Genomic DNA, 12,673 nt, shown 5'->3' on the forward strand with positions numbered 1-12,673 from the left:
CCAGAAGCGCTGATTATTTCTTAAGAATAACTGGCGCTTCCCTTGCTTCCCAACCTTTACGTTCCAATTCCGGCTTGTCATCCACATAGACAGGATAACCGATACAGAAATATCCAATCAGCTGCCAGTCTTCAGGCACGTCCAAAATGGTGTTTATCTTATCTGGATCAATAATAGAAACCCAACCAAGACCAATACCTTGAGCCCGTGCCGCCAGCCACATTGTATGGATCGCCATTGTACAGCTATAGGCCAATGTCTCAGGCATGGTTTTACGGCCTAGACCTGCCCCTTTTTCTGGATCAGGGTCGCAATAAACCGCCAATTGTACTGGGGCTTCTTTCATGCCAGATAGTTTCAAAGAGGCATAAAGTTTTGCCTTCTCGCCATGATAATCGTTTAAAGCTTTATCGTTTTCCGCTTCAAATACTTTTAAAACCTTTGCGCGGCTTTCAGAACTTGAAACCTCAACAAAACGCCATGGCTGGCTCAACCCTACGGAGGGCGCCATATTGGCATAATTTATAAGCTCTTCCATCTTCCCATCTGGTAACGGATCGGTTTTGAAGTGACGAACGTCCCGGCGCCATGTGAGTAGGTCGAGGAATTCTTCGCGGAAATGTTGATCAAAGTTTTTCATAATTTTTATTTTATGAGCTTCGTTTCAGGAAAAACAAAAGGGCTGCGCCATATTTTCGTTCATCTGCGATTTCAAAACCATTAGGGACAGTGACAGGGTCAGCAGGATGGCCTTGAGTAATAATGACGCCATCTTCTGCAAGCCACCCTTTTTCAATTAATGGAGGTAAGCAAATGTTGATCAGATCTTTCCCATAAGGGGGGTCAATAAAGATAATACCGCATGCTTCCGGTGCCCGTGGTGGTTTGGAGGCATCAACACGGAAAATGCGAGCCTCATCATCGACACGACATTTTGTGATATTCGCTTCTAGATGTGGTAAAGCATGGCGACCATTTTCAAGAAAATATCCTTTGGATGCTCCTCGGCTAATAGCTTCCAGGCCAACGGCGCCAGTACCTGCAAAGACATCAGCGAATGGACGATTACGCAGTTGTTTGGAGAATTTCCCATTTAACAAAAGATTAAACAAAGATTCTCTTGTACGATCAGATGTTGGACGCGTGTCATGCCCTTTTGGAGCTTCTAGTTTTGCCCCTTTAAAACGACCAGAGATAATACGCATTATTTACCTCTTTTTTGTACAGGCTTACCAGCTGGTTTTTTATTAGAATCACGTTTCTGTAAGAAAGCTTTTTTAGGGGTTGCTGATTTGCTTCCAGCGTGCTTTGCAGGTGCGTTTTTGCTGAATGGTTTCTTTGCAAATCCTTTTTTAGCTGTCGCTTTTTTAGCAAGTTTATAACCTTTTGAGCGTGGGCGTGCTTTTTTAGGTTTTGCCTTCGCCCCTTTATGGGCAGGCTTACCAAGCAGTTTACGAACTTCAGCAGGGCTAACCTCGTCCACATTATTACGTGGCAACTGGCCTAAGAAGAAATAACCATAACGCACACGTATTAATCGGTTAACGCTATAGCCTATATGTTCCATAACGCGTCTGATTTCGCGATTTTTTCCTTCGGTTAGGGTAACTTCTAACCATGCATTTGATCCCTGTTGACGTTCAACGGTTGCTGTGATGGCACCATAATGCACACGATCAACAACGATGCCATCTTCCAGCATCGCCAGTTTTTTCTCATCTACAATTCCACGTACACGCACACGGTAGGTGCGACGTAAACCCGTTTCCGGAAGCTCTAATTTACGCGCCAACTCCCCATCATTTGTGAGGAGAAGTAAGCCTTCGGAATTGATATCAAGTCGACCAACGGAAATCACACGCGGCATTTCTTTCGGCAGATTATCAAACACAGTTGAGCGGCCATGTTCATCCTTGGCGGTGGTTACAAGTCCGACCGGTTTGTGATAGCGCCAGAGACGAGGGGGCTCTATTTTTGGCAAAGCTTTTCCATCGACTTCAATTTCGTCTTCATCACCCACATTCAAAGCTGGAGATTTGATAATTTCACCATTTACGGACACACGGCCTTCTTCAACCCATTTTTCAGCATCGCGACGACTGCAAAGTCCTGCACGTGCCATAACTTTCGCAATGCGCTGCTTTTCAGCAGGTTTTGTTTCTTTTTCTTCTGCTGTTTCTGTTGGGCTGGTCATATGAGGTGATCCTGTGATAGGGATGAAATTATTTGTTATCTATAGCTTATCCTAGAGACTGAGCATAGTTAATAACGATTATAGGGCTTTGGTGCAATCTGCAAACGTAGCTTTTAAAGGGAATAAAGCGAATTATGTCTCGAAATATTTCACCTATGGAAATTGCGCTTCAAGAAGCCGCTCATGCAGCTTCTCGCGGGGAAGTTCCTGTGGGGGCCGTTATTGTAAGAAGAGAGACTGGTGAAGTTATTGCCAAGGCTGGCAATAGGGTTGAAGAATGGGAAGATGCGACGGCCCATGCAGAGATGCTTGTAATGAAAGAAGCATCTCAGAAACTTAATCAACTGCGTCTAGAGAATTGCGATCTTTATGTTACCTTAGAGCCCTGTACCATGTGTGCTTCTGCTATTTCTCATAGTCGTATCGGACGTGTTTTCTTTGGGGCGTATGATCCAAAAGGTGGTGGCATAGAACATGGCGCACGTTTCTATGAAAAAGACACCTGTCATCATAAACCTGAAGTGATAGGCGGTATGCGTGAAGCAGAATGCGTGACGCAACTTAAAGAGTTTTTTGCAAAACTCAGAGATTAACTTCTACGCTTGTTTCGTTTTTCCATCTCAAGTTCTTTTTGAATGTTGGACCACCAGTTATTGGTTTGTTTGACGACTTCCTTGAACATATCAATATCCAGATCATTTAAATTTCTCTCTTTAAGAGATATTTCGAAATCTATGCATAAACTGTTTAATTTTGAGGCGAATAACGAGGCGGAAATACCTTTGATCGCATGGACTGCTTCATTAGCTTCTGTATAACTCTTACGTTTTAGTGCTTCTTTTAACTTGGCTGTTTGCTTCGCAATATTCTCAGGTGCAACTGCCAGTACTGGCAAGAACGCCTCAATCCCTAAGCTATCAATCGTTTCACGCAATTTTCCTTCTTCCCCAATTAATAGAGCAGGTGCTTCTTCTGTGAAATCATGATGATTTGAGGTTGTGATTTTTTTGGATTTGGCAATAACTTCTTCGGGTAAGAATTCAATAATGGCTTTTTGTAATTGTATCTCCGTGAAAGGCTTCGTGATAACACGGGACATGCCAGCTTGCATGAATTCAGCATGTCGGTCTGCGAATGCTTCGGCAGTTAAACCAATGATAGGCATGTCTTTGTAGCGATCTGATTTACGTAATTCGATTGTAGCTTCTATGCCATTCATTTCTGGCATATGAATATCCATAAATACGAAATCAGGCCTTTGTTTTCGTATTTCTTGTATCGCAACTCTCCCATTTTCTGCGATACGTACATGTTGGCCAAATTTCTCAAGGAAAGCACGTGCGATCATCGCGTTTGTAGGATTGTCTTCAGCTATTAAGATATCATGTGCGGGAGGAATAAAATCTATACTCTCTTTATTTATTTTTTCTATTTTTTCTATTTCTTCCAGTGGCGCTTTATCTAATGGAAGGTAAACGTCAAATGTACTTCCTTGTCCTACTTCACTTTGTAGATGAATGCTGCCATGCATTAATTCTATAATGTTGGTGACAATAGATAGTCCAAGGCCCGTACCGCCATAGCTGCGAGTGATAGTGTTATCCTCCTGGATAAATGGATCAAAGATAGACTCTTGTCGCTTTTGATCAATGCCCTTGCCGGTATCTTTTATTTGTAAATGAATAACGGTATCACGTGTCTCACTTACAAAATGATTGAAACTCTTAGAGTTACAATCGATGTTAACCGTAACCCCACCTTTATCAGTAAATTTGATGGCATTGCTTAACAGATTCCATATGATTTGTCGGATTCGAATAGGATCGCCCATGAGCACATTCGGGCAGGTTCCTGTCTCGTTTATTCTAAAACGTAATCCCTTTTCTTGCGCTAGGCTATGTAAAGCAGAAATACTGCTAGAGAGCATGTGGGAGAGGCTGAAAGCAGTTGTTTCAAGTTCAATTTTGCCGGCCTCTATTTTGCTCATATCTAAGACATCATTGATGATTGAAAGTAGGGTATGCCCGGATTGTTGAATTGTGTTTATCTTATCGCGTTGATCTGTGGTTAGCTCTGAATTAGCAATAAGTTGCGCCATGCCAAGAATACCATTTAGCGGGGTGCGAATTTCATGGCTCATGGTGGATAGAAAATTCGTTTTTGCCAGATTTGCTGTCTCTGCCTGCTTACGAGCTTCAATAAGTGTTTCTAAATCCTTTTTCCGCTGTGTAATATCGTTTTGTATGGCTATAAAGCCAGTAACGTATTGGTTTTGATCTAAGATTGGCGTGCATGTGATTTCTGTCCAATAGGGAAAGCCATCTTTGTGATAGTTTAAAAGTTCCTCATGAAAACCAGCTCCTCGCTGAATAGCTTCATTTATGCGAGAAACTGTAGGTCTGTCTGTATCTGGTCCTTGAAGGAATGAGCCTGGGGTCCGATTTAAGGCTTCTTTAGTTGTAAAGCCAGTCATTCGAGTAAATCCTTCATTCACCCATTCAATTATCCCGTTTACATCGGTGATAACCACAGCGTTAGTCGTTTGACTGGCAACCATTGACAACCGCTCTAATTCGGCGGTTCTTTGTTTGACACGTTCTTCTAGGCTGTTGCTTAAATCGACTTGTTTCTTGAAGGATTTATTTATGGATTCGGACATTCTTTGCAGAGAGTTTGCAAGGTCGTCATATTCAAGAATACTACTGTCAGGGAAAAGGAAGTAACTTTCTTTGCCAACCTTATCCTTTAGGGATGCACTTGTTTCTGCCAGCCGTGTAATTGGGCCAATTAAAAGACTTGTCAGGAATCTGGAAACCAACAGTGCTGCTAAGAGTAAGATGGTTAAGCTGACCATGGTTCTAAGTTTGTGTTTTTCAATATATTCGACTATGGGGCGTGCGGAATAACTAATGATTAAACTCGTTAACTCATCATCCAATATGACTGTTGTTTTTAAGTAATATTCACCTTCCGCCCAACGACGCATATTTGCCATTTTCCCTTCAGGTTGCCATGTTTTTAGCCTGCCAAATGTATTTTGAACTGTTCCGTTGGGGGACGCACTTTTTACATGACCATGTTGGTATATAATTTTGCCATCTTGGCTGAGAAAGGCGATATTGAAACCTTCAAGTATCGCCGTATTCCCTGAGAAGAAATCCTCAACTTTTTCTCTTGAGACGTATCTATTAAGTTGTGAGGTCTCAGGGTTTTCAAAAAAAGCTTTGGAATAATTTTCCATATGGTCGTGTAAGATTTCTTCTCTTGTTTTGACCGCATCATAACTATCAATAACAAGGGGGATTGCGCCTGAAGTTAAAGTAAGTAAACATAATGTATTAGACGTAAGATTCCAGACGCGTACTTTCCGTTTTCCAGTACTGCCTCCGTCTGTGATAATAATGCCGATGTCTATGAGGAGAGCAGCAACCAAAGCGTTAAAGAGTCCGTTTAATGGTTGTTTTAGGACTATTAGAGTAACCGCAGTTTCATTTAATCCAATTGAATAACGATAGAATATCCAGGCAAGTGGGGCTCCTATAAAAATCCAAAATAGGAAGTCACTATACACATAATTTGAAATATACTTTCTTAATAACCCAACAGTAAGTATTTCTGCGAAAAAGATTATTGCCGCGTATGGATGGCCCCATAGAATATAAGTATATGAACCTGCACAAATAGCGACAATTAGAGCTGAAGTTAGGCCACCCTTTCTTAAAGCTATAAATGCAAATATTGATCCGAAAATGAAGTCTACAGAGAAGAATAGAGGTACTTTTAAAAAGTTTCCAAGAAAACCCAATCCGGCCAGTATTAGGGTCATCAAGATAATATTTCCCAAAGGCTTTTTTGGGGATGTGTGGTTTATGATCGAATCAGATGTAGATTGTTCCACTTTAATGCATGTCCCCAATGCTGTTTGGTTAAACATGAGCAAGGATCAAGTAATTGTAATTACTTTTGATATAGTCCCTATTATCAGTTAGCCTAACAGAAAATTAAGTGGCTCGTCCACTTTTTAGTATGAAATCAAACTCTGTGTCTTGCATGCGTATATAATGTGGGACACCGAATTTTTATGGATAAGAAGATGAAGCAATTACCGCCAATTGCTGCGATGCGTGCCTTGGAAGCTGCTGCACGTCATAAGAATTTTACGAAAACTGCAGATGAGTTGAATATTACTCAAAGTGCAATTAGCCACCAAATTCGACATTTAGAAGACGTTTGGGGGTTTAAGTTGTTTGTTCGTCGAAAAGGCGGCTTAGAATTAACGCCAAAAGGAGATACGATTTCTCGTGTTATCCGCGGTTTTTTGGAGGATATGGAAAAAACGCTGGCATCTTTCGAGGATGCGGACAGAAGAGGTTCTCTTCGCGTAAGTTTATTGCAATCTTTTGCCGTGAACTGGATGGTGCCACGCTTGCCTGACTTTACGACGAAGCATCCAGATATTGATGTTTGGATTTCAACAAAGGAAGAAATTATAGATTTCGCTGACGAAGAAGTTGACGTTGCAATTCGACTGGGAGGTGGGAATTATCCAGATTTGTTTACAGAACTTCTTTTGCAAGAGAAGGTTTTTCCGGTTTGTGCGCCAAGCTTACTTGAAGAGTATGGTACACCAAAAGATCCAAGAGATCTTTTAAAGTTTCCACTGTTGTTAAGATTTAATGAGGGGCGCACGGCTACGTGGCAAGAGTGGTTTGAATATTCAGGGGTAACTGATGCTCCCTTGTCATTTGGGGCACGTTATCCCGATACGAATATGGCTTTGCAAGCGGCTATTAATGGGCAAGGTGTGGCCTTGGTACGTAGTGCGCATATGGAAAGAGAGTGGCAGGAAGGTCGTGTTGTACGTTTGTTGGAGGTGGATTATCAATCCCCTTCTTCCTACTATTTTATTTGCCCTAAGGGACGTGAGAATGCACCGAAAATTAAAGCATTCCGTGAATGGGTGCTGGCACAGGCAAAAGTTGCTCAGGAAGAATATAAGCGGTTAGGTATCTAAGGAGGCTTGCGATTAAATGACGTTATTATCGTCATAAAACTTTCACTAGTTTCTTCTGGGAACAGGGTATAAAAACACTGAGCCCCTAACCTGGGGGGAAGGGGCGGTTAGGGGCTCAGTTAACTACAGGAGTAAACTCACTGTCGCCGGGCGATATGGATTGGCTGCAATGCCCAGCTTATGTAACTAATATTGCATTTGTTATGCCAAACTTGTCAGGTCATGCCAAAACTTAATAAGTATATGAAAATAAACAACAAATAAATTACATTAAATTTTATGTAACTTATTGCAAATTGCAAAATAGATGGGTTTTTGATATTTTATTCGCATTATGCAAATTGCATTATGCGAATATTTTTTATAATTCACAAAAAAGTAACTGTAATTTGCTTGATAATTATTTACGAAGCACCCAACTATAACTTCTGACAAATAAAAAGAGATAAATAAGTAAGGAAGAGTGAAATGAATATTGGCGTGAAAGATGAGAGAGCCATGTTTGGTGCGGGATGCTTTTGGGGGGTGGAGCACGCGTTTCGTCAAATGGATGGTGTCTTGGAAACATCGGTTGGATATAGTGGGGGGCATGTGAATGGTGCCAACTATAAAGAAGTATGTTCCGGGGAAACAGGACATGCCGAAGTTGTTTTTATTCGTTTTGATCCTTCGCGCATTGAGTATGAGGATCTTGTACGATCCTTCTTTGAATTACACGACCCTACCCAGTTAAATCGTCAGGGGCCGGATGTTGGTACGCAATATCGAAGTGCTATTTTTTATTTTGATGAGAAGCAGCGTGAATTGGCGCAAGCAACGAAAGAGGCATTGCAGCCAGCTTTTAACAATAATATTGTAACAGAGGTGACAGTGGCGGGTCCATTTTGGGAAGCAGAAGAATATCATCAGCAATATTTAGAAAAGAAAGGTGTGAGTTCCTGTCGAATTTAGGTGAACTCAACATTCTGATCTTGAGGCTCCTCTGGGAGCCTTTTTTATTGATCTTATCTATATATAAGCATAGTTTCGCCCAAGAAACCTTTTAGGATATATGCAAAGGTAACGCTTATGATTGATCAAGCAACCCTATTCACATATGTGGCGATTTTGTTTGGCTTTGTGTTGATTCCAGGGCCTGCGGTCATTTTTACTCTGGCACAGGCAAGTCGTAGTGGTACGAAAGTGGGCGTCTCTACGGGCTTTGGTATTGCGGCAGGTGATTTAGTGCATACTGCCATGGCTGTCCTTGGCTTATCTGCAATTATTCAAACCTCTGCTTTGGCATTTACAATTGTTAAAATCGCAGGGGCTACCTATCTTTTATATTTGGGCATAAAAGCTATTTTTGCGAAAGTCGAAGCCATTGAACTGAATGGTGGTAAGGCAGTAACGGCAAGGCAGGCCTTTCGCCAAGGTGCAATTGCAGAAATTACAAATCCTAAAACAGCGATGTTTTTCCTAGCGTTTCTACCGCAATTTGTGAAACCGGAAAATGGATCTGCAGCTTTGCAATTAACAACATTGGGTGTCCTGTTTGTTGTTATTGGGATGGGGAGCACTTTACTGGTGGCTTTTTCCGCAGGTGCGATGAGCCGTTTCTTACAACGAAATCAATTTGTGATGCGTTGGCAGGGAAAAGTTGTCGGCTGTATTTATTGGGCGTTAGGTATTCGTCTGGCTTTTCAAGAAAAATAGTTAACCTCAGTTGAGCGCCTCTGATGCATCGCGGCGGATACGCTCAACCATTGAAACCAATCCATTGCGGCGGTTTGGGCTGAGATGCTGATCTAAACCAACTTGAGCTAGCACGGCTATAGCGTCAGTGTCCGCAATATAACTTGGGCTTTTTCCGTCATAAATTGCCATAAGCACGGCGATTAAACCTTTTACAATAAAAGCGTCGGAATCTGCATTAAAGCGCATGATTGTATTGTTTTCTTCTAAACGACTTGTGACCCATACTTGGCTCATGCAGCCACGGACTTTATTTTGCTCAATCATTTCCTCTTCGGGCATTGGGGCCATTTTTTTGCCAAGATCAATGATGTAACTGAAGCGATCATCCCAATCGTCAAAAAGTTCAAAATTGTCTATTAGTTCTTCGATTGTAATTGCTTCAGACATGTAGAGGCCCTTTTTAAGAGTTGTGATCTTCAAATAGCGAGGCTGACCGATTTTTACAAGGGTGGATTATAGGCTGGTGGCTGCTCTGGCTGCTTGGTCATATAGGCCCGATAGAGCGCGTAAATGTTTTGCAAGCTGTTTTATTTCATCTGGATCAAAGCCGCCAATTGCGTCAAATGAGTCAACAAGACAGGCTTCGCGTATTTTGCGATATTCACTGCACAGTTGAGTGCCTTGATCTGAGGTTTTATAAAATTGTTCTTTACCTCGTTTTTTGCGTGTAATGAGTTCTGCTTTTAAAAGTTTTTTAAGGGCATAATTAACAGTATGGGTATCTTCTACATTTAGGGTAAAGCATATATCGGAGAGACGTTTTTCGCGATCCCTGTGGTTGCAGCTGTGAAGAACAAGAATTTCCAGTGGGCTAAGCTCTTGATGCCCTGCGGCACCCATGCATCTCTGCATCCAGCGGGAAAAGGCGTGCCCTGCGATAATAAGGCCAAATTCATATTCGGAAAGTTCCGCTGCTTTTTCCGAAACAAGATGAGCAGAAGAAACAATCGGGTCAGACATGATTATAAATCCTTTTAAAATTCAAACCTATAAAAACATGCTATGCAGATGCTTGCAAGACATCGAATATATATGACAATTGTCTGGTTAAGATGTTGATTTCTTGTATATCGCTGTCGCTATACCCATCGCAACAAGGGCGCTTCCGCCCAAGCGAGAAAACCATTGAAAAACTGATGGCTTCGCAATTCTTTGACGAAGCTTATCGGCAAGAAATGCATAGGTTAAAACCGTGATTGAGGCTAGGCTGATAAAGGTAAGTATAAGGATTGTAAATTGTGGCAGTAAGGCAGTTTCTACATTGATAAACTGCGGGACAAAAGCAATGAAAAATACAATGGATTTGGGATTTAAAGCTGTAATGGCTGATGCATGTCCAAATATCTTCCAGAACGAAGTCTCTGTTTGATTTTCTATATCGTCAAGTTGAGTTGTTGCGGCAGATCGAAAGAGTTTTATGCCTAAATATACTAAATATGCTGCGCCAATCCATTTTAGGGCTGTGAAGAGGCTTGCTGAGGTCAGTAAAATACCGCCTAACCCAGCCAGAGATGCGGTCATGGCAATTAAATCTCCCAGAGCAGCGCCCGCAGCAGTGGCGAGGCCGGTTTTGCGCCCTTGGCTTAAGGCATAACTGAGGACCAGAAGTATTGTGGGGCCAGGAATGAGTAGTAAGGCAGTGGACGCGATGACAAATGCAAACCAGACTTCAATACTCATTCCTTAATCTCCCATTTAATCTGCGGCTGCGCTCGCCGATTGTGCTAGTTCAACATCATTCATGAAATGCAAGTGTAGCAAATGATCGCCAATAGAGACAACCTTTGCACTTACAGATCGTCCACCTAAGCTTGGTGCGGATAAGGTGACCATTGTCCCAATAGGGATGTCTTCCTGACCTTCAATAGCGGCGCCATGATCGGAAATGTCAAATAGATGTACGTTCCTTGTCCCGAACTTGCCAGCCTCAAGCTTGCCGTCTTCATTTGTCTTGCGACGGCCCGATTTTCGACGTTCTACATCCTTGGTAGTACTGCGCACGATCTGAATGAGGCTACGGCGTAGTCTTTCCACATCATCTAGAACAGAGCTCGCAACGCCATTTACTTCTTGTGCCAGAGCCGAGGAAGAATGGGCTTCATGTGATACATCGGTGATCCGGTCCGCTACTTCTTGTGAAGCGCGTGTGCTTTCATTCACACTATGGGATATCTCTTGTGTTGCACTGCTTTGTTGATCAATTGCGGATGCAATGGTGGAGGCAGTATCAGATAATTCATGCACGGTGCCTGTAATGTTCGACATAGCTTTCACGCAAGCATTTGTATCATGCTGCATCTGTCCGATGCGTTTTGTGATATCTTCAGTTGCGGATGCGGTTTGGTTGGCAAGGCTTTTAACCTCATTGGCAACTACGGCAAATCCTTTACCTGCCTCGCCTGCACGGGCCGCTTCAATAGTTGCATTGAGTGCTAGTAGGTTGGTTTGATTTGCGATATTCATGATCAGACTAACAACTTCTTCGATCTCCTGAGAGCCGCGATTGAGTTGTTGAACCATCTCACTTACCTCAATGGCTTCATTGGCGGAACGAGAGGCTATTTCATTTTGAGAGATAACTTGTCGTTGGATTTCGCGAATGGATGCAGATAGTTCTTCTGATGCTGCTGCAACGGTTTCTGCACTTCTTAAGGATTCTTCTGCCGCGGCAGCAACGCTTTGGGCATTTACATCAACTTTGGAGGCGGAATCATACATTTTATCTGTATCATCTTTCATGCCTTCGGATCGTTCTGCCACTTGTGCTACAACTTGTTTGGTTTCTTCCTCAATCGTGTTAGCCATGGATAGCAGGGATGCTGCACGGCTACGCTCTGCTTCGGCGCGTTCCTGTTCGCGTTCCTTTTGCAAGTGGTCTTGGGCAACAAGGCTATCTTTAAATTGTCCGACCGCCCCATACATTTGTCCCATTTCACTGCGAGAATGACCTTCCGGGGTGGATATGGTCAAATTCCCATGCATTAATTCAGACATGATATCAACGACGCGGCTGATTGGGCCGGAGATAGATTTTACAGCTACAAATGAGATGAGTAATACGAGACCTAAACCTGCGGTAAGTGAGATAGCGACAATAATGATTTTTGCTTGCAGAACATCAGCAAAGAGAGCTTCTAAATCGCTTGTGTAAAGGCCGGTACCTACAACCCATCCCCAAGGTTCGAATTTGCGTACGTAAGAGATTTTTTTGACTGGTTCTGCTTCGCCTGGTTTGGGCCACATATATTCAACGAAACCTGCGCCGTCGCGTTTTAAGACTGTCTTATTCATTTCTGCGAATAGGGCAGTGCCTTCTGGGTCTTTCATGTCTTTTACATTTTGACCTTCGAGTTTTGCCGCAAATGGATGCATGATCATCATATGGTCCAGATCGTGAATCCAAACATATTGATTGCCATCATATCGTAGCTGGCGGAGCGTTTCCCGAGCTTCGCGTTTGGCTTCTTCTTCTGAAATTTCACCTGCCTTGAAGCGTTCATATTCGTAAGAAATGATACTATGTGAGGAATCTACAACGTGATTTAGAACGGTTGTAGATTGATTAAAAAGTGCAGATTGTAAATTTAAAATACTAAATCCAGAAAGTACAATTAGACCAAGTGTAGGTATCAATAATATGATTGCTAACTTTTGCCAAATTTTTGGTGCAATAATCTCTAGAAGTTTCATGATATGCCAAATCCCAACATGATATGCTTGTTTTATAT

12 protein-coding genes are annotated in these 12,673 nt (G+C 42.3%); 4 read left to right on the forward strand and 8 right to left on the reverse strand.

Annotation, left to right across the window (positions count from 1 at the left end):
• Positions 1-13: 13 nt before the first annotated feature.
• The 3 genes from bluB to ACOQOA_RS14435 are packed head-to-tail and all read right to left on the reverse strand — an operon-like array spanning position 14 to position 2,194.
• A complete protein-coding gene (bluB, locus tag ACOQOA_RS14425; RefSeq protein ID WP_420549316.1) occupies positions 14-640 on the reverse strand; it encodes a 5,6-dimethylbenzimidazole synthase in 627 nt (208 codons plus the stop codon).
• 10 nt (positions 641-650) lie between these two features.
• Complete coding sequence (rsmD, locus tag ACOQOA_RS14430) at positions 651-1,205, reverse strand: 16S rRNA (guanine(966)-N(2))-methyltransferase RsmD (protein WP_420549317.1); 555 nt, start codon at positions 1,203-1,205, stop codon at positions 651-653.
• On the reverse strand, positions 1,205-2,194 hold the full coding sequence (locus ACOQOA_RS14435; protein ID WP_420549318.1) for a pseudouridine synthase: 990 nt from the start codon (positions 2,192-2,194) through the stop codon (positions 1,205-1,207). The genes rsmD and ACOQOA_RS14435 overlap by 1 nt, the downstream gene beginning before the upstream one ends.
• Positions 2,195-2,328: 134 nt before the next feature.
• On the opposite strand from ACOQOA_RS14435, the gene ACOQOA_RS14440 reads away from it, so the two are divergent.
• The gene (locus ACOQOA_RS14440) at positions 2,329-2,787 is read left to right on the forward strand and encodes a nucleoside deaminase (RefSeq protein WP_420549319.1); all 459 of its coding nucleotides are present in this window, start codon (positions 2,329-2,331) and stop codon (positions 2,785-2,787) included.
• Here the strand turns inward: ACOQOA_RS14440 and ACOQOA_RS14445 are convergent.
• Positions 2,784-6,092 carry an ATP-binding protein gene (locus tag ACOQOA_RS14445; RefSeq protein WP_420549320.1) on the reverse strand — a complete coding sequence of 1,103 codons (3,309 nt, stop codon included), beginning with the start codon at positions 6,090-6,092 and terminating at the stop codon, positions 2,784-2,786. The two genes, ACOQOA_RS14440 and ACOQOA_RS14445, sit on opposite strands and share 4 nt — an antisense overlap.
• A 195-nt stretch (positions 6,093-6,287) precedes the next feature.
• Here ACOQOA_RS14445 and gcvA point away from each other — a divergent pair, with 195 nt between their 5' ends.
• The 3 genes from gcvA to ACOQOA_RS14460 all read left to right on the forward strand — a co-directional run bounded on the left by gcvA (position 6,288) and on the right by ACOQOA_RS14460 (position 8,903).
• Positions 6,288-7,208, forward strand: coding sequence for a transcriptional regulator GcvA (gene gcvA / locus ACOQOA_RS14450; protein WP_420549321.1), 921 nt, complete (start codon positions 6,288-6,290; stop codon positions 7,206-7,208).
• A 468-nt stretch (positions 7,209-7,676) separates the two neighbouring features.
• Entirely contained in the window at positions 7,677-8,159 is a 483-nt protein-coding gene (gene msrA / locus ACOQOA_RS14455) for a peptide-methionine (S)-S-oxide reductase MsrA (RefSeq protein ID WP_420549322.1), read from the forward strand.
• Between the two features lie 117 nt (positions 8,160-8,276).
• On the forward strand, positions 8,277-8,903 hold the full coding sequence (locus tag ACOQOA_RS14460; protein WP_420549323.1) for a LysE family translocator: 627 nt from the start codon (positions 8,277-8,279) through the stop codon (positions 8,901-8,903).
• A gap of 6 nt (positions 8,904-8,909) precedes the next feature.
• Here the strand turns inward: ACOQOA_RS14460 and ACOQOA_RS14465 are convergent, their stop codons facing one another.
• The 4 genes from ACOQOA_RS14465 to ACOQOA_RS14480 form a co-directional block, all read right to left on the reverse strand.
• The gene (locus ACOQOA_RS14465) at positions 8,910-9,332 is read right to left on the reverse strand and encodes a SufE family protein (RefSeq protein ID WP_420549324.1); all 423 of its coding nucleotides are present in this window, start codon (positions 9,330-9,332) and stop codon (positions 8,910-8,912) included.
• A gap of 66 nt (positions 9,333-9,398) precedes the next feature.
• Positions 9,399-9,905 (reverse strand): winged helix DNA-binding protein, encoded by a 507-nt coding sequence (locus tag ACOQOA_RS14470; RefSeq protein WP_420549325.1) that lies wholly within the window; start codon positions 9,903-9,905, stop codon positions 9,399-9,401.
• Between the two features lie 87 nt (positions 9,906-9,992).
• Positions 9,993-10,625, reverse strand: a complete 633-nt coding sequence (locus tag ACOQOA_RS14475; RefSeq protein WP_420549326.1) for a LysE family translocator — start codon at positions 10,623-10,625, stop codon at positions 9,993-9,995.
• Positions 10,626-10,640: 15 nt separating this feature from the next.
• A complete protein-coding gene (locus ACOQOA_RS14480; RefSeq protein WP_420549327.1) occupies positions 10,641-12,635 on the reverse strand; it encodes a cache domain-containing protein in 1,995 nt (664 codons plus the stop codon).
• Positions 12,636-12,673 lie beyond the last annotated feature (38 nt).

Origin of the sequence: Curvivirga sp. (genome assembly GCF_965219885.1) — a bacterium.
In the GTDB taxonomy this organism is placed as follows: Bacteria; Pseudomonadota; Alphaproteobacteria; order UBA8366; family Aestuariispiraceae; genus Curvivirga.